Annotated in this window: 16 protein-coding genes; 3 read left to right on the top strand and 13 right to left on the bottom strand. The window is 65.4% G+C overall.

What is annotated here, in order from left to right; translation table 11 throughout:
* The first annotated feature begins 61 nt into the window (after nt 1–61).
* Both ACM43_RS33720 and ACM43_RS33725 read left to right on the top strand, forming a co-directional pair.
* Nucleotides 62–961 carry a transcriptional regulator GcvA gene (locus tag ACM43_RS33720; protein ID WP_157283157.1) on the top strand — a complete coding sequence of 300 codons (900 nt, stop codon included), beginning with the start codon at nt 62–64 and terminating at the stop codon, nt 959–961.
* A 144-nt stretch (nt 962–1,105) separates the two neighbouring features.
* A complete protein-coding gene (locus tag ACM43_RS33725) occupies nt 1,106–2,434 on the top strand; it encodes an MFS transporter (protein WP_271546011.1) in 1,329 nt (442 codons plus the stop codon).
* A 188-nt stretch (nt 2,435–2,622) separates the two neighbouring features.
* On the opposite strand, the gene ACM43_RS33730 is transcribed toward ACM43_RS33725, so the two are convergent.
* The 3 genes from ACM43_RS33730 to ACM43_RS33740 are packed head-to-tail and all read right to left on the bottom strand — an operon-like array spanning nt 2,623 to nt 5,229.
* A complete protein-coding gene (locus ACM43_RS33730; RefSeq protein WP_157283159.1) occupies nt 2,623–3,036 on the bottom strand; it encodes a Rieske (2Fe-2S) protein in 414 nt (137 codons plus the stop codon).
* A complete protein-coding gene (locus ACM43_RS33735; RefSeq protein WP_271546013.1) occupies nt 3,036–4,145 on the bottom strand; it encodes an amidohydrolase family protein in 1,110 nt (369 codons plus the stop codon). Before ACM43_RS33735 ends, ACM43_RS33730 begins: the two co-directional genes overlap by 1 nt.
* Before the next feature lie 25 nt (nt 4,146–4,170).
* Nucleotides 4,171–5,229, bottom strand: coding sequence for an amidohydrolase family protein (locus tag ACM43_RS33740; RefSeq protein WP_271546015.1), 1,059 nt, complete (start codon nt 5,227–5,229; stop codon nt 4,171–4,173).
* Between the two features lie 145 nt (nt 5,230–5,374).
* Between ACM43_RS33740 and ACM43_RS33745 the strand changes: the two genes are divergently transcribed.
* Nucleotides 5,375–5,857 carry a CinA family protein gene (locus ACM43_RS33745; protein ID WP_271546017.1) on the top strand — a complete coding sequence of 161 codons (483 nt, stop codon included), beginning with the start codon at nt 5,375–5,377 and terminating at the stop codon, nt 5,855–5,857.
* A 170-nt stretch (nt 5,858–6,027) separates the two neighbouring features.
* Here the strand turns inward: ACM43_RS33745 and ACM43_RS33750 are convergent, their stop codons facing one another.
* From ACM43_RS33750 to ACM43_RS33795, 10 genes are all read right to left on the bottom strand, one after another.
* Nucleotides 6,028–6,336 (bottom strand): DUF1488 family protein, encoded by a 309-nt coding sequence (locus tag ACM43_RS33750; protein ID WP_271546019.1) that lies wholly within the window; start codon nt 6,334–6,336, stop codon nt 6,028–6,030.
* A 46-nt stretch (nt 6,337–6,382) separates the two neighbouring features.
* Nucleotides 6,383–7,852: an AMP nucleosidase gene (locus ACM43_RS33755; protein ID WP_271546021.1), complete on the bottom strand. Its 1,470-nt coding sequence runs from the start codon at nt 7,850–7,852 to the stop codon at nt 6,383–6,385.
* Nucleotides 7,853–8,056: 204 nt separating this feature from the next.
* Complete coding sequence (locus ACM43_RS33760; RefSeq protein WP_271546022.1) at nt 8,057–9,388, bottom strand: HlyD family type I secretion periplasmic adaptor subunit; 1,332 nt, start codon at nt 9,386–9,388, stop codon at nt 8,057–8,059.
* A 10-nt stretch (nt 9,389–9,398) separates the two neighbouring features.
* On the bottom strand, nt 9,399–11,147 hold the full coding sequence (locus tag ACM43_RS33765) for a type I secretion system permease/ATPase (RefSeq protein WP_057028339.1): 1,749 nt from the start codon (nt 11,145–11,147) through the stop codon (nt 9,399–9,401).
* A 254-nt stretch (nt 11,148–11,401) separates the two neighbouring features.
* The gene (locus ACM43_RS33770) at nt 11,402–11,671 is read right to left on the bottom strand and encodes a GlsB/YeaQ/YmgE family stress response membrane protein (RefSeq protein ID WP_035997080.1); all 270 of its coding nucleotides are present in this window, start codon (nt 11,669–11,671) and stop codon (nt 11,402–11,404) included.
* Between the two features lie 99 nt (nt 11,672–11,770).
* Entirely contained in the window at nt 11,771–12,748 is a 978-nt protein-coding gene (locus ACM43_RS33775) for an ABC transporter ATP-binding protein (protein ID WP_271546026.1), read from the bottom strand.
* Nucleotides 12,745–14,160: an amidase gene (locus tag ACM43_RS33780; RefSeq protein WP_271546028.1), complete on the bottom strand. Its 1,416-nt coding sequence runs from the start codon at nt 14,158–14,160 to the stop codon at nt 12,745–12,747. Before ACM43_RS33780 ends, ACM43_RS33775 begins: the two co-directional genes overlap by 4 nt.
* A complete protein-coding gene (locus ACM43_RS33785; protein ID WP_036020905.1) occupies nt 14,157–14,354 on the bottom strand; it encodes a hypothetical protein in 198 nt (65 codons plus the stop codon). Before ACM43_RS33785 ends, ACM43_RS33780 begins: the two co-directional genes overlap by 4 nt.
* On the bottom strand, nt 14,351–15,412 hold the full coding sequence (locus ACM43_RS33790) for an ABC transporter ATP-binding protein (protein WP_271546033.1): 1,062 nt from the start codon (nt 15,410–15,412) through the stop codon (nt 14,351–14,353). The genes ACM43_RS33785 and ACM43_RS33790 overlap by 4 nt, the downstream gene beginning before the upstream one ends.
* A 2-nt stretch (nt 15,413–15,414) precedes the next feature.
* Nucleotides 15,415–16,317, bottom strand: a complete 903-nt coding sequence (locus tag ACM43_RS33795) for an ABC transporter permease (RefSeq protein WP_057028343.1) — start codon at nt 16,315–16,317, stop codon at nt 15,415–15,417.
* Nucleotides 16,318–16,382 lie beyond the last annotated feature (65 nt).

Consider the following 16,382-nt stretch of genomic DNA (forward strand, 5'->3'; position numbering starts at 1 on the left):
CCGCGACAAACGACAATTTGTACCTTTTCGCATGAAATAACGTCATGCATCCTGCTGCCAAATGACTGCCAGATTGCCCTCCCTGAACGGATTGCGGGCGTTCGAGGCCGCCGCGCGCCATCTCAGCTTCACGCTGGCAGCCAGCGAGCTGAACGTGACCCAGACCGCGATCAGCCATCAGATCCGCAGGCTGGAGGAGGAGCTCGGTATCCGCCTGTTCATCCGGCAGAACCGCGCGCTGGCGCTGACGCCGGAGGCGCGCGATTACCTGCCGGGCGTCCGCGCCGCCTTCAACGACTTGCGCCTGGCCACTGACCGCCTGCTGCGTAAGGAGGACGACAAGGTGCTGACGGTGTCGACGCTGGCCTCACTCGCCGCCAAATGGCTGCTGCCGCGGCTGACCGATTTCCAGGAGCAGCACCCCGGCATCGATGTGCGCATCACCACCTCGACCAGCCTCGTCGATTTCCAACGCGACAATGTCGATGCCGCGATCCGCTATGGCCGCGGCCAATGGCCGGGCCTGCGCGCCGACTGGCTGATGGCGGACGAGCTGTTTCCGGTGTGCAGCCCGTCGCTACTGCGCGGCGACAAGCCGCTGCGCCGCCCCGAGGATCTGCGCAACCATCCGCTGCTGCACACGTCGAGCACCAATAGCGACGACTGGCGGCTGTGGCTGACCGCGGCGGGCCTGCCGGCCGATATCGCAAGACACCCCGGCATCACCTTCGACATGATCTTCATGACCATCCAGGCGGCGATCGACGGCATCGGCGTCGCGATGGGACGGACCTCCTACGTGCAGGACGACATCGCCAAAGGTCGGCTCGTCGTGCCGTTCAAGATCGCGCTGCCGGCGGACGCCGGCTTTTACCTGGTCTCGCCCGAGGGCCGTCGCGAGGCGCCAAAGTTGGTCGCTTTTCGCGACTGGATGATCGCTGCAGCGCAAAATAAAGCCTGAAAATTCATCAGCTTCCCCGGCGAAATCGGTTGACTCGCCTCGCCCCGCGCGGGAAGGGGTATGGCAGATTGTCGCAGCATCAATCTGTCGCCTTGCCGAAAGAACGATTCTCGGCCGGCCACGCCTTTCCAAGGGGAGAACGCCATGGCTGGATCAGCCGCATCGACCAATCCACCCGCGATCAAATCGCGCATCGGCGCCATCCTGCGCGCGACCTCGGGCAATTTCCTCGAGCAGTTCGACTTCTTCCTGTTCGGCTTCTATGCCGCCGCGATCGGCAAGGCGTTCTTCCCCTCCACCAACGAGACGGCCTCGCTACTCAACACGTTCGGCGTATTCTGGCTCGGCGCTCTCATGCGTCCCGTCGGCGCGATCGTGCTCGGCGCCTATATCGACCGCATCGGCCGCCGCCAGGGCCTGATCGTCACGCTCGGCATCATGGCCTTCGGCACCGTCGTCATCGCGTTCTGCCCGAGCTACGCGACCACCGGCATCGCCGCGCCAATCATCGTGCTGATCGGCCGGCTGCTGCAGGGCTTCTCGGCGGGCGTCGAGCTCGGCGGCGTTTCGGTATATCTCGCGGAAATCGCAACGCCCGGCAATCGCGGCTTCTACACCTCGTTCCAATCGGCGAGCCAGCAGGTCGCGATCTTCGTGGCCTCGATCCTCGGCTTCATCCTCTCGGAGGTGATGCCGGCCGACTTGGTGGCCGCCTGGGGCTGGCGCATTCCCTTCTTCGTGGGCTGCCTGATCATTCCGCTGATCTTCATCCTGCGGCGGACGCTGGAGGAGACGCCGGCCTTCCTTGCCATGAGAAAGCATCCGACGACGCGCGAGGTGTTCGCCTCCGCACTCACCAACTGGCGCATCGTCGTGCTCGGCATGATGATCGCGATCCTGACCACGACGACGTTCTATTTCGTCACCGTCTACACGCCCACCTTTGGCAAGACTGTGCTGAAGCTGTCGACGCAGGACGCGTTGCTCGTGACATTGCTCGTCGCAGTGAGCAACTTCATCTGGAATCCGGTCGGCGGCGCGCTGTCCGATCGCATCGGCCGCAAGCCGGTGCTGCTCGCCATCGCCGGCCTCTCTCTCGTCACCGCCTATCCGGCGCTGCACTGGCTGGTGGCCGCGCCGACGTTCGGCAAGTTGCTCGCGGTCGAGATGATGTTCTCGTTCTATTTCGGCGTCTACAGCGGCACCATGCTCGGCGCACTCGTCGAGATCGTGCCGGCGCACGTGCGCACCACCTGCTTCTCGCTCGCCTTCGCGCTCGCCGCCGCCCTGTTCGGCACCTTCACGCCGTTCGCCTCGACCTGGCTGATCGAGCGCACCGGCGACAAGGCCGCGCCTGGCTTCTGGCTAATGTTCGCCGCCCTGCTCGGCATCATCGCGGCCTCGACGGTGTATCGCGGCGGCGGCACAGTGCCGGCCTATGATGCGGTGCCGGAGCCGGTGGCGGGGCGCTAGACGGTGTCATTTCGGGACGCGCACTCTCTTCATCTCTCCCCGCTTGCGGGGAGAGGTCGAATTCGATCGCAGATCGAATTCGGGTGAGGGGGTACAGGTATCTCGACGACCGCTCGTGTTGAGAGAGGCCCCTCACCCCAACCCTCTCCCTGTAAGAACGGGGCGAGGGAGCGCACCGCCGGTGCGGCTTAGATTTCGACCACCACGTAGTCGCTCTCGACTTTCACCGGGATGGTCTCCGCGACATAGGGCCCCTTCACCACGCTCGCGCCCGGCTCGACATGGGCGGGATAGGCCTTCACGCGGAAACGGCGGGGGTCGCAATAGGATTGGCCGGTGCGGATGTCGAACTCCCAGCCGTGCCAGGGGCAGCGGATGATCTCACCCAGCTTGGTGTATTCGATCTCGCCGGGATTGCGCGACTGGGCGAGACCGATCAACGGCCCCTCGCACAGCGCAGCGCCCTGATGCGGGCAGCGGTTCATCAGGCCGAAATATTCGCCTTTGATGTTGAAGACTGCGATCGGCCGCCCGTCGATCTCCAGGAATTTTCGCGTGCCGGGCGGGAGTTCATCCACTGGCGCAATGACGTGCCGCGCCATCAATTGATTCCGTACAGCTTCTTCGCATTGCCGAGATAGAACGCCTCGCGGTTGGCCTCGCTGACTCCCGCTGGCAGCACGCGCGACGGCTCGTCATAGTCCCAATGCGGATAATCGGTGGCGAACAAGAGACGATCCCAGCCGATCCATTTGATGACGTCGAACAGATCCTCGCGCCTTTCAGGATCTTCCATCGGCTGCGTCGTCCACCACACCTGCTCGCGGATATATTCCGACGGCGGCCGTTTTACATGCGGCACCTCGCTCCTGAGCCGCTGCCAGGCCTTGTCCAGCCGCCACGCCAGTGACGGCGCCCAGCCGAAGCCGGCCTCGATCATCACCATCTTCAATTTCGGGAAGCGCTCGAACACGCCCTCCAAAACCAGACTTGCAAGCGCCGATTGCTGGCACTGCGAATGCCCGACCATCTCCTCGATGTAATAGGATGGCCAGCCCGACGGCGTGATCGGATTGCCGCCGAAGCCGAAGGCGTGGACGCCGACCGGGAGCCCCGCTTCTTCTGCGGCCTGGTAGATCGGCCAATAGCGACGCTGGCCGAGCGGCTCGACATTGCGGCTGAGCAGCAGCACCTGCACGAAATTCTTGTCGCCGGCGCGCTCGCGAATCTCGGCGGCGGCCGATAGCCCGTCCTCATTGCCGACCACGATCGAGGCCTTCAACCGCTTATCTTTGCTGGTCCATTTGTCGATCTGCCAATCGTTGATGGCCGAGCACAGCGCGGCTGAGAGCTCGTGATTGCGGATGCCCTGCCCGGTGTTGAGCGGGTTGAGCACGCCCAGCTGCACGTTGTTGGGATCGAGCAATTGCTTCTGCATGAAGGCGAGTGAAGAGCCCTGCGGGCCGCCTTCCGGCGGATAGGCATCGCGGCGCGAGGCGTTGGGCTGGGCCTTTGGATAGGGCGGGCCTTCCAGCATGCCCTGATAGGCATGGACGCCGTAAATTTCGAGATGATGCTGCCAGCGTTTGGCGAGGTAGGGATAGAGCTCGGTGGGGGTCGTTCGTGCCGGATGGATGTCGCAGTCCGCGATTGCGGTCTTGACGGTCAGTGGGGAAGCGGCTTCTTGGTTCTCGCGGAACTGGATATTCATCGCCTTGCCTCCTTTGGCAGCGGGCTCATGTCAGGCGGGGATAGGTTGCATGCGGATTGTCGATCATGATCTTGCGCACGAGATCGGGGGACAGACCTTCGGGCAGCGCGTCCTGGCCGTCGAACTGCCAGTGCGGATAGTCCGTGGAGAATAGGACCAATTCGTCCGACTGCATATGATCAAACAGGCGAATTAATGTCTCGGGTTCCGGCGGGGCATCAAATGGCTGTAACGAGAAGCGGATGTTGCTGCGCACAATCTCCAGCGGCGCGCGATCGACCCACGGCGTCTCCATCCGCACCCCGCGCCAGAACTTGTGCAGACGCCACAGATAGGGCGCGATCCAGGACACGCCGGACTCCAGCATCACCATTTTCAGCCGCGGATATTTGGCGAACACGCCCTCGACGATCAGGCTGGTGAGCTGGGTTTGGAACGCCTGGGCCTGCCCGACATAATCCTCGATGTGATAGGACCCCCAGCCCACGGCGGTCGGCGGATTGTGATAGGCGGAACCGGCGTGGATGCCGACCGGGAGTTCCAGACGTTCCGCGGCCTCGTAGATCGGCCACAGCGCGCGCTTGCCGAGCGGCGTATCGCCCATCACCAGCATCAGCACCTGCACGAAGCGCTCGTCCGGTGCACAGCGCTCGATCTCGGCAACCGCTTTCTCGACGCTTTGCGTGGGGATCACGATCGAGCCGCGGAGCCGCGCGTCGCGATCGAGCCACTCCTTCGCCAGCCAATCATTCAGCGCGCGGCAGAAGGCCGCCTGCATGTCTTCCGAAAACACCATCTGAACGCCGTAGAGCGGATTGCAGATCGCATGCTTGAGCTGGAAGGGATCGAGCACGTGACGCTGCATGGCCTCCAGACTCTCGCCGGGCTTGCCGGTCTCGGGGCGCCAGTCCGGCCGCGCGGTGATCGGCGAGTTCTGCGGATAGGATTGCGAGACAAGGTCGACCATGCCGCGCGTCGTGACCTGATCGCGCCAATAATCGTTCAGGTACGGCAGCAGGCTGGTCAGATGCGGCACGGCCGGATGCACGTCGCAGTCGATGCCGCCGGCGATCAGGGATGCCATTACGTCTCCCTTCTCACGTTTCCTCGCATGTCTCTTCTTATCCCCGCCATTCAAGCAGGCCTGCCCGCCGCCCGCAACTCGGCCAAGCGTCCTGTCATATGCTAGGAAGGCTGAGCTCGGTTGCGAAGGAATGAGGGGTTACGACATGAAAGAGCTCGTCGGCATTGCGGAACAGGTCGCCGCCAAACTGATCGCGCGCAAACAGACCATTGCGGTTGCCGAATCCTCCGCCGGCGGCTTGATCGCGGCCAGCCTGCTCGCGGTGCCCGGCGCATCCGCCTATTTCCTCGGCGGCGCGGTGGTCTATACGCGCGATGCCAGGCGCGTGCTCATGGATATTTCGGACGAAGGAATGAGGGGCTTTCGGTCCTCGTCGGAGCCCTACGCGCAATTGCTGGCCGAGCAGATGCGAACGCGCTTCGACAGCGATTGGGGCCTGTCCGAGACCGGCGCCGCCGGCCCCACCGGCAACCGCTACGGCGATTCGGCGGGCCATAGCTGCATGGCAGTTGCAGGGCCCGCCATGGAGGTGATGACGCTGGAGACGGGGAGCAACGACCGGTTCGGCAACATGCAGGTGTTCGCAGCGGCGGCGCTGAAGCTGTTGTTGAGGAAGCTTGAGGGGTGATGCGGCTGTGCGATGTGAGCGAGCGGACAAGCTCGCCACATAATCGCTGTCATGCCCCGGCTTGACCGGGGCATCCAGTACGCCGCGTCTTCTCGGTTCTATCACTGCCGTCTCGGAGTACTGGATCGCCCGGTCAAGCCGGGCGATGACGACGGAGTGTGGCGAGACAGCTACCTTTCCAAATGCCGCATGAAAATCCGCACCACATAGCCCGGGAATCGCGGTGCCTCGTCGTAGAGATCCGACGCGATCCGCTCGATGGTCTCGCGCAGCGACAGGAATTGCGCCTGACGCGCGCTGCTTTCGGTGCCCTGCATGCCCGCGAGCTCGTCCATCGCGGCGTCGCTGATCTGGCACTGCACGACCTCGCCATCGTTCAGCATGGTGAAGCGAAAGGCCAGCCGTTCCAGATCATGGCCAATGATCTTGTGGCGCATGAGTGGCATCAAGTCGTCCCGGTCGAGCCCCGCGCCGGACAATGCTGAAAATCGCTGCGCTTGTCAGCAGCAAAGTGCGGCCTCGGCCCTACTGGAACGCCACTTCGGCAAAGCTGCGGAGCTTGCGCGAATGCAGCCGTTCCGATTCCTGCTGCTTGAGCCGCTCCAGCGCCTTCAGGCCGATCTCGAGATGCTGGCCGACGCGACGGCGGTAGAATTCGCTGGCCATGCCGGCCAGCTTGATCTCGCCATGCAGCGGCTTGTCGGAGACGCACAGCAGCGTGCCGTAGGGAACGCGGAAGCGGTAGCCGTTGGCGGCGATCGCGGCCGATTCCATGTCGAGCGCCACCGCGCGCGATTGCGACAGCCGGCGGATCACCTCGGGCCCGGAAATTTCCCAATTGCGGTTGTCGACGCTCGCGACCGTGCCGGTGCGCATCAGGCGCTTGAGCTCGAAGCCTTCGAGCCCGGTGACGTCCTCGACCGCCTCCTCGAGCGCGACCTGCATCTCGGCCAGAGCCGGGATCGGCACCCACAGCGGCAGCTCGCGGTCGAGCACGTGATCCTCGCGCACATAGCCGTGCGCCAGCACGTAATCGCCGAGCCGCTGCGTGTTGCGCAGGCCCGCGCAATGGCCGAGCATCAGCCAGGCATGCGGCCGCAGCACCGCGACGTGGTCGGTGACATTGCGCGCATTGGACGGGCCGGTGCCGATGTTGATCAACGTGATGCCGCGATAGCCAGGTGCGACCAGGTGGAAGGCCGGCATCTGCGGTGCACGAGCCGGCGCAGTGCCGCTGATCGCGCCGCCGCTGTTCGTGATCACGTTGCCGGGCGCGACGAAAGCCTCGAGTCCGGCCTCGCCGGACTGCAGCCGCTGCTGGCACGCTTGCGCAAAGGCGTCGACATAGAACTGGTAGTTGGTGAAGATGACGAAGTTCTGGAAATATTCGGGATCGGTGCCGGTGTAGTGATAGAGCCGGCGCAGCGAGTAATCGACGCGGGCGGCGCGGAACAGGGACAGCGGCTCGGGCGCGCCGGGCTGGAGCTCGAAGGTGCCGTCGGCGATCGAATCGTCCATCGTCGCGAGAACGGGCACGTCGAACGCATCGCGCAGCGAGCGTGTGACGGACGAGTTCTCGCTGGTGGTGATGGCGGCTTCGATATTGATGTCGCGCCGATAGGCGAAGTGGATCGGGATCGGCTCGGCGGACTCGCCGATCTCGACGGGCACACCGTGGTTCTGGATCAAGAGGCCGATCTGCTCGGTGAGATAGCTGCGGAACAGATCCGGCCGCGTCACGCTGGTTTCATGCACGCCGGGTCCGGCCACGAAGCCGTAAGCAAGACGCGAATCCAGCCGCGCATGCGTCGCGGTGGTGAGACGGACGAAGGGATAGTAGGCGCGAACCCGCGTCGTGATCGCCTCGCCGCCGACATAGGCTTCGAACCGGTCGCGCAGGAATTTCGTGTTGCGCTCGTAGATCTCCTCGAGGCGGGCAACGGCGAGGGACGCGTCGGAGAAGGATTGGGTGGCGATGGAGGGTGGGGATTGCATGGTTCGACCGCCGGATGATTGGGCCTGAGTCGAACTATAGCAAAGAAGGCGGTGTTGTAGGTGGGCAAAGCGAAAGCGTGCCCACCAATATGCTCATCGTGTGAAAGATCGTGGGCACGGCGCTTTGCGCCTTTGCCCACCCTACGAGACTGGATTGCCTCGCTACGCTCGCAATGACGGGTGAAGATGACGCGATGTCGCGCGTCACTTCTCGCGGAACGCGCGCATCAGCTGGTCGTGAAACGGCTTCATCAGATAGGACAACATGGTGCGGTCGCCGGTCTGGACGAAGGCTTCCACGGGCATGCCGGGGATCATCTTGACGTCGCCGAGCCGGGCGATTTCTTCCGGCGGCATCGAGACGCGGATGGTGTAATGGCTCTGGCCGGTGCGCTGGTCGGTGGTGACGTCGGGCGAGACGCGGCTGACGACGCCGTTGAGCTCGGGCGTGGTGCGCTGGTTGAACGCGGAAAGGCGCAGCAGCGTCTTCTGGCCGATCTGGAGCTTGTCGATGTCGACCGGATTGACCTTGGCCTCGACCTGGAGATCGTCGGCCTGCGGCACGATCAGCATCAAGGTGTCGCCGGCGGTGACGACGCCGCCGATCGTGTGCACGCTCGATTGCAGCACCATGCCGTCCTGCGGCGCGCGGATGTCGACGCGGCGGAGCTGGTCTTCGGCCGCGACCTTGCGCTCGATCAGCTCGCCGATCTTGTCGTTGGTCTCGCGCAGGTCCTTGGAGACCTCGCTGACCACGTCCTTGTCGATCTGGATGATCTGGAGCTCGGTCTCGGTGATCTTGCCCTTGGCCTGGGCGCGCGCGGCGATGTACTGCGCGCGCTCGCCATTGAGGCGGGCCGAGTCGCGCTCGAGCTGGGTCAGGCGCGAGATCTGCACCAGACGCTTGTCGTAGAGCTCGCGCACGCCGGTGAGCTCGTTCAGCACCAGCGCGATCTCCTGGTCCTTGGCCTTTTCCTGGGCGCTGAGACCGGCGATCTCCTCGTTGAGCTGCGTGATGCGCTCGCGCAGCTGCGCCTTCTGCCCGGTGCGGCCGTTGACGCGGACCTCGAACAGCTTGGTTTCAGCCGCGAGCAGCGCCTTGACGTCGGGATCGCCCGCCCGCTCGATGAGGCTTTGCGGGTACTCGATTCGGTCGAGGCCGCGCTGCTCGGCCTGCAATCGCGCCGCACGCACCTGCGCCGCATCGAGATTCTTGGTGACGATGGCAAGATTGGCCTTGGTGACGGTGTCGTCGAGCCGCACCACGATGTCGCCAGACTTGACCAGGTCGCCGTCGCGGGCGCGCACCTCGCCGACCACGCCGCCGGTCGGATGCTGCACCTTCTTGACGTTGGATTCGACCACGATCTGGCCCGGCGCAATCAGCGCGCCCGAGATCAGGACGGTCGAGGCCCAGCCGCCGAGGCCGATGACCAGGACCACCACGATGGCGAGGCCGAGCATCAGGTGGAACCTGATGGAGTCGCGGACGGTCTTCGCGGCCGCCTTGGGGCCGCCGATGGCCATCGTGCTCATGGCTTCGTGCTCATGGTTTGGCCACTCCGCCTTCGCTGACGATCTTGATCGGCGCCGGCGGCGTCACGCGCGGCTGCAGCACCTGGGCGAGCACCTGCTCCTTCGGCCCAAAGGCCTGCATGCGGCCGTCGCGCAGCACCAGGATCTGGTCGACCGCCTCGACGCCGATCGGGCGGTGCGCCACCACGACGACGATGGCACCGCGCTCGCGCGCCGAGCGGACGGCGCGGGTCAGCGCCTCGTCGCCTTCGGTGTCGAGATTGGAATTGGGCTCGTCGAGCACGATCAGGAAGGGGTTGCCGTAGAGAGCGCGCGCCAGCGCCACGCGCTGGGCTTGACCTGCGGAAAGCGCGGCGCCCTGCTCGCCGACTTGGGTGTTGTAGCCCTCGCGCATCTTGATGATCATCTCGTGCACGCCGGCCTCCTTGGCCGCGGCGATAATCGCCTCGGAGGTGGCCTCGGGATCGAACCGGCTGATGTTCTGCGCGATGGTGCCGCCGAACAATTCGACGTCCTGCGGCAGATAGCCGATATGGCGGCCGAGCGCGTCGCTCGTCCATTGATCGAGCGCCGCGCCGTCGAGCCGCACCTTGCCGCGCACCGGCTGCCAGACCCCGACCAGCGCGCGGATCAGCGACGACTTGCCGGAACCGCTCGGGCCGATCACGCCGAGGCCGTTGCCGGCGGCGAGCGCGAAGGTGACATCCTGCACCACGAGACGCTGATCGCCGGGCGGCACCATGGCGACGCCCTCGACCGAGAGCCGGCTGGTCGGCGCCTGCAGCTGGGTTGGCATCGCCTGCGCCGGCATCTGCTCCAACAGGCGCGTCAGACGCTGCCAGCTCTGGCGCGCCGCGACGAAGGATTTCCAATGCGCGATGGCGAGATCGACCGGCGCGAGCGCGCGGGCGGACAGGATCGAGCCGGCGATGATGATGCCGGCGGTGGCCTCCTGGTGGATGACGAGATAGGCGCCGACCGCGAGCACGGCCGATTGCAGCATCATGCGAAGCACCTTGGCGACCGCGCCGAGACCACCGGCGACGTCGCTCGCCCGCTGATTGCCGGCGAGGTATTTTTCGTTGGCCTCGCTCCAGCGCTGGTTCATCCGGCCGGCCATCCCCATCGACACCATCACTTCGGCGTTGCGGCGGCTGGCCTGGGCGAGATCGTTGCGCTGGGCGGCGAGGCCCATCGCCTCCTTCGCCGGCTGGCGCGACATGAACTCGGTCACCAGCGTCAGCCCGACCAGGATGATGGCGCCGACCAGCGCGGTGACGCCGATCAGGACATGGAAAGCGAAGCAGATGGCGAGATAGAGCGGCAGCCAGGGCAGGTCGAAGAACGCGCTCGGGCCCATGCCGCCGAGGAAGGAACGGACATTGTCGAGATCGCGCAGCGGCTGCAGGCCCTCGTTGCGGCTGCCGACCAGCAGCGGCAGGCGCACGATGGTGTCGAACACGCGCTTATTGAGGGCCTCGTCGAGCGCGGTGCCGATCCGCCCCAAGATGCGGTTGCGGATCATGTCCAGCACGCCCTGCGCCATGTAGAGGAAGCTGGCGAGGATGATGAGGCCGACCAGGGTCGGGATGCTGCGGCTCGGCAGCACCCGGTCATAGACCTCCAGCATGAAGATCGACCCGGTCAGATAGAGCAGGTTGATCATGCAGCTCATCAGGCCCACGCCGATGAAGGCCGTGCGACAAGCGCGCAAAGCGTCACCGAGCTCTGAACGGCGGACGCCAGGGATGGCTGCCATCAGTCTGATCTCTTTCGGCTAACGGGCAAAGCCCTGATTTCAAAGGCGATTCAAGGAGTACTCGCCTTGGATTAACATCTGTTTTCCGGCCGTCCAACGCGGTCGAATTTAATCCGAGGCCTCATGGGCCACATCTACCCCCGACAGCCTTCCGCGCAAGTCCGGAATTCCACAGGCTTGCGGCTTTTTCTTGCAGGCTTTCAGCCGCTTCCGCGAAAAGCGCGGCTCAAGTTCCGCTCAGCCGAATGCAGAGGCTAGAGCCGGCCCCCGCCGCGCACCAGACGGACCACCAGCAGCAGGATGACCGCGCCGATGGCAGAATAGACGATCTGGGAGATCAAGCCGGTGCCCAGGCGAATGCCGAGCTTTGGAAACAGCAGGCTTGCCACCAGCGCACCGCAGATGCCGATCACGATGTCGCCGATAAGGCCGAACCCGGCGCCCCGCACGATCTTGCCGGCGAGCCAACCGGCGACGAGACCGACGAACAGGATAACGAGCAGGCCTTCGTTGGAAATGTACATCCGTGAGGTTCCTCTCCGTGAACGGAGCCATGGAACGGGAACCGGAATGAACGGGGTGTGAATGCTGGAGGCTCGCTCAGCCCGGCTCATTCATCCGAACTATGATACTGCGGTGACCGGCTCCGCCAGCACGCACCTCGCCGCCCGGCCCGACCCGACCTCGACATTGGCAGGCAATTGCTCCAGGCAGCGCGGCTCGGCGAGCTTGCAGCGGGGAGCAAAGGAGCAATTGTGCGGCTTCTCGGCCAGCGACGGCGGCGTGCCGGGGATGGTCTCCAGCCGCTGTCCGCGCCTGGCGCCGTGGATGGTGGAGGCGAGCAGGCCCTTGGCATAGGGATGCACCGGCGAGCGGACGATGTCGCGCAAGGTGCCCTGCTCCACGATCTGGCCGGCATACATCACTGCGACGCGGTCGCAGATCTCGATCGCAACGCCGATGTCGTGGGTGACGAAGATGACGGACATGCCGAACTCGCGCTGGAGTTCGCGCAGCAGCAGCAGGATTTGGATCTGCACGGTGGCATCGAGTGCGGTGGTCGGCTCGTCCGCGAGCAGAATCTTGGGACGACAGGCCAGCGCCAGCGCAATCATGGCGCGCTGGCGCATGCCGCCGGACATTTCGTGCGGATAGGCATCCAGCCGGCGCTTGGCGGAAGGAATGCGCACCACCTCGAGCATTTCCAGCGCCCGCGCGCGCCCTTCCGCAAAACTCTTGCCTTCGTGGCGCACGACGCTTTCGGCGATCTGCGCGCCGATCGTGTAGACCGGATCGAGCGCGAGCGCAGGCTCCTGGAAGATCATCGAGACGGTCTGGCCGCGAAAGGACGACAGCTGCTCGTCGTTCATGGCGAGCACGTCACGACCCAACACATTGACCGTGCCCGAGATCTGCGTGCGCTTCCTCGGCAACAGCCGCATCAGCGCACGCAAGGTCACGCTCTTGCCGGAGCCGGATTCGCCGAGCAGGCCCAGCACCTCACTGTTGCCGAGCGAGAGGCTGAGATCGTTCACGGCATAGACCGTGCGCTCGCCGGTGAAGCGGATGTTGAGGCCTGAGATCTCGACGAGTTTTGTCATGACGGCAGTTTCGGCAATCGATCGTGATAATCGGTGACGCGCTGGAACGCGGCGCCGATGGTCAGCAGGGTGGCTTCGTCGAAGGAGCGGCCGATCAGCTGCATGCCGACCGGCAGGCCGGTCGTGGTGAAGCCCGACGGAATGGTCAGTGACGGCAAGCCCAGGAAATTCACCGGGCGGGTGAACAGCGTCAGCCGCTGCAACAGCGCCGGCGCGTTCGGGCCGCCGCCAACGTCGCTCTCCTCGATCGTCGGCGCCGGCACTGGGGACGCCGGCGCGATCACCGCATCGACGCCTGCCGTCGCGGCATTGTGGGCCGCGAGCGCCGGCCCGCGCCAACGCATCGCCTCGAGGTAAGTGATGGCGGGAACGGCGAGGCCGTTCTGAAGCCGCATCAAGACCTGCGGGCCATAGTCCTGCGGACGTTCGATCATCCAGCGCTTGTGGAAGGCGGCAGCTTCCGCGGCGAGCACGAGCTGGCTGGCCGAGGACAATTGCCGCTGGTCGGGCAGCTCGACGGGGACGATGTCGGCGCCCTCGCGCTTGAGCACCGCGATGGTCTCGTCGAGCACGCGCGCAACCTCGCTGTCGAGATCGTCGACGTAGAACGAGGCGGGCACGCCGATCTTGAGACCTTTGAGCGAGCTCTTGGTGGCCGCGACGTAGTCCGAGAGCGGCTCGTGGCTGCAGGTCGAATCGGCGGGATCAGGCCCGGCCATCAGCGCCAGCAACAGCGCGCAATCCTCGGCCGTGCGGGCCAGCGGGCCGACGGTGTCGAGCGATTGCGACAGCGGCATTGCGCCGGCGCGGCTGACGCGGCCCACCGTGGTCTTGAGCCCCGTGACGCCACAGAAATGCGCGGGCATGCGGATTGAGCCGCCGGTGTCCGAGCCGAGCGCCGCATAGGTCAGGCGCGCGGCCACCGCCGAGCCGGAGCCGGATGAGGAGCCGCCGGTGATATGGGCGACGTTCCAGGGATTGCGCACCGGACCGTAATGGGCGTTGTGCCCGGTCGGGCCATAGGCGAACTCGGCGAGATGCAGCGTGCCGAGCCGGACCTGGCCGGCGTCCTTGAGCCGCTGCAAGGCGGTGGACGTGACGTTCGGCACGAAGTCGCGGCGGATCAGCGAGCCGCAGGTCGAGACGTGGCCGGCATCGTAGTACATGTCCTTGTGCGCAAGCGGCACGCCATGCAGGGGACCGCGGACATTGCCCTTGGCGAGCTCGGCATCGGCAGCATCCGCCGCTTTCAATGCAGCCTCGGCCTCGATCGACATGAAGGCGTTGAGATGCGGCTGCCACTGCGCGATGCGCTGCAGCAGCGCACGCGTCGCCTCGTGCGAGGACACCTGCTTCATCGCGATCGCGCGCGCGACCTCGGTGAGCGTCATCAGAGCGGGCTCACGGCTCATTTCGACACCTTCTGCGTCTGCGCGAGCACGTAAGTTGCGGGCTCCAGATCGAACGGCAGCGTGCCGGCGATCGCGGCGAAGCCTTCGAAGGCGGGCCCGATGGCATTGGAGATGCGGATCGCGATCTCGTCGTCCACGGGCACGCCGGCGATATGCGCGATCGGCTTGATCTCTTTCGGTGTCGGTCTCGTCATGCGATATCTCCCCTGGGGGCGCGGCTATGGCCTGAGCCCGGTATGGCCATGTAGCACGCGGCCTCGTGACCCATATTATCCAGCGCGGTGAGCTTTGGTGTCGCATTTGCGCAGAGCGGCTCCGCAAACGGGCAACGGGTGTGGAAACGGCAGCCGGGGGGCGGATCGATCGGATTGGGCGGATCGCCCGTGATCGGGGGCGTCTCGGTGCGCCTGTCGGGATCGGAAGACGGCATCGCCGCGAGCAGCGCGCGGGTGTAGGGATGGGCCGGGCTGTCCCAGACCTGGTCGACCGGGCCGAGCTCGACGACCTCGCCGAGATACATCACCAGCACGCGGTCCGAGATGTAGCGCACCACGTTGAGGTCGTGGCTGATGAAGAGATAGGTGAGGCCGAATTCGCGCTTGAGATCGGCGAGCAGATTGAGCACCTGCGCCTCGACGGATTTGTCGAGCGCCGAGACGGCCTCGTCCAGGATCACCAGCCGCGGCGACAGCGCCAGCGCGCGGGCGATGTTGACGCGCTGGCGCTGGCCGCCGGAGATCTCGTGCGGATAGCGGTTGGCGAAGTTTTCCGGGCGCAGGCCGACCTTGCCGAGCAGCTCGCGCGCCAGATTGCGCGCCGAGCCATCGGCCATGCCGTGGACCTTGGGACCGAAGGCGATCGACTCCTCGATCGTCAGGCGCGGATTGAGCGAAGCGTAGGAATCCTGGAACACCATCTGCATGCCGCGGCGCAGCTCGCGCAAGCTCAGCGACTGACCGACGGTCATGCCGTCATAGATGATGTCGCCGTCATCGCGCGGCATCAGGTGCATCAGGAGCCGCGCGGTCGTGGACTTGCCGCAGCCGGACTCGCCGACGATGCCGACCGTCTCGCCCTTGGCGACGGAGAAGGAGACATTGTCGACGGCACGCACCGTGCGCTTGGCGGCGAACAGGCCGCCGCGCACCGGAAAATGCTTGGTCAGGCCGTTGACCTGAAGCAGCGGCTGCGCGAGCCCGCCGCGGTCCTCGACCGGCTCCAGCATGGCGACAGATGCGTTGATCTCGCTCATGGCTAATTCCTGATGTCCATGGCGCTGCGCAGGCCGTCCGAAAGGAGATTGAAGCAGATCGAGACTGCGAAGATCATTGCGCCCGGCAAGGCTGCGACCCAGGGATTGACGTAGATCGCGGTGCGCAGCGTGTTCAGCATCAGGCCCCATTCCGGCTCCGGCGGCTTGGTGCCGAGGCCGAGGAAGGACAGACCGGCCGCCAGGATCATCGAGACCGAGATCAGGCTGGTGGCATAGACGAAGATCGCGCCGAGCACGTTGCCGAGGATGTGGACGCGCATGATGGTGAAGGCGCCCGCGCCGGAGGCACGGGCGGCCTCGACGAAGTCCATGTTGCGCACGCCGGTGGTGACGCTCTCGGCGACGCGGGTGATCTGCGGCACGAACACGATGGTCAGCGCCACGATGGAGTTGAGGATGCCGGCGCCGAGCGCGCCAGAGATCGCGATCGCCAGCAGCACCGACGGGAAGGCGTAGAACACGTCCACCGTGCGCATGATGGCGGTGTTGAGCTTGCCGCCGACATAGCCGGCAATGATGCCGAGCGAGGTGCCGATGCAGAAGGCCAGGATCACGGGCAGGATGCCGATGACCAGCGACAGGCGCCCGCCATAGATCAGCCGCGCCAGCATGTCGCGGCCGAGCTCGTCGGTGCCGAGCGGATAGCCTGTGGTGCCGATGTGGCGGAGCCGGCGGATCATCGAACCCTTGTAGGGGTCTTCGAGACCGAGCCACGGCGCGAGGATCGCGGAGAGGAAGATCAGCAGCAACACCAGCGCGCAGGCCATGCTGACCTTGTCGCGCATGATGCGGCGGCCGACGGTCGCCCAATAGCCGCGCGCCTTGGTGGCAGGCGCCGCCTGCAGCGCGGCGTCGGCGGTGGCGGACAGCGGAAGCTCGCTCATCGGCTGGCTCCCGTTGCGTATCGGTGTGGTCGGTGCGAACCGCTTGGTCGGTTAACCTCTCCCGC

Source organism: Bradyrhizobium sp. CCBAU 45321 (genome assembly GCF_028128975.1).
GTDB classification, from domain to species: Bacteria; Pseudomonadota; Alphaproteobacteria; order Rhizobiales; family Xanthobacteraceae; genus Bradyrhizobium; species Bradyrhizobium yuanmingense.

Coding starts and splice junctions, on each gene's coding strand:
- ACM43_RS33765 (WP_057028339.1), bottom strand. CDS start 11,147: ATGGCAGCCATCCCTGGCGTCCGCCGTTCAGAGCTCGGTGACGCTTTG.
- ACM43_RS33720 (WP_157283157.1), top strand. CDS start 62: ATGACTGCCAGATTGCCCTCCCTGAACGGATTGCGGGCGTTCGAGGCC.
- ACM43_RS33725 (WP_271546011.1), top strand. CDS start 1,106: ATGGCTGGATCAGCCGCATCGACCAATCCACCCGCGATCAAATCGCGC.
- ACM43_RS33785 (WP_036020905.1), bottom strand. CDS start 14,354: ATGACGAGACCGACACCGAAAGAGATCAAGCCGATCGCGCATATCGCC.
- ACM43_RS33735 (WP_271546013.1), bottom strand. CDS start 4,145: ATGAATATCCAGTTCCGCGAGAACCAAGAAGCCGCTTCCCCACTGACC.
- ACM43_RS33780 (WP_271546028.1), bottom strand. CDS start 14,160: ATGAGCCGTGAGCCCGCTCTGATGACGCTCACCGAGGTCGCGCGCGCG.
- ACM43_RS33755 (WP_271546021.1), bottom strand. CDS start 7,852: ATGCAATCCCCACCCTCCATCGCCACCCAATCCTTCTCCGACGCGTCC.
- ACM43_RS33775 (WP_271546026.1), bottom strand. CDS start 12,748: ATGACAAAACTCGTCGAGATCTCAGGCCTCAACATCCGCTTCACCGGC.
- ACM43_RS33760 (WP_271546022.1), bottom strand. CDS start 9,388: ATGAGCACGATGGCCATCGGCGGCCCCAAGGCGGCCGCGAAGACCGTC.
- ACM43_RS33740 (WP_271546015.1), bottom strand. CDS start 5,229: ATGGCATCCCTGATCGCCGGCGGCATCGACTGCGACGTGCATCCGGCC.
- ACM43_RS33770 (WP_035997080.1), bottom strand. CDS start 11,671: ATGTACATTTCCAACGAAGGCCTGCTCGTTATCCTGTTCGTCGGTCTC.
- ACM43_RS33730 (WP_157283159.1), bottom strand. CDS start 3,036: ATGGCGCGGCACGTCATTGCGCCAGTGGATGAACTCCCGCCCGGCACG.
- ACM43_RS33795 (WP_057028343.1), bottom strand. CDS start 16,317: ATGAGCGAGCTTCCGCTGTCCGCCACCGCCGACGCCGCGCTGCAGGCG.
- ACM43_RS33745 (WP_271546017.1), top strand. CDS start 5,375: ATGAAAGAGCTCGTCGGCATTGCGGAACAGGTCGCCGCCAAACTGATC.
- ACM43_RS33790 (WP_271546033.1), bottom strand. CDS start 15,412: ATGAGCGAGATCAACGCATCTGTCGCCATGCTGGAGCCGGTCGAGGAC.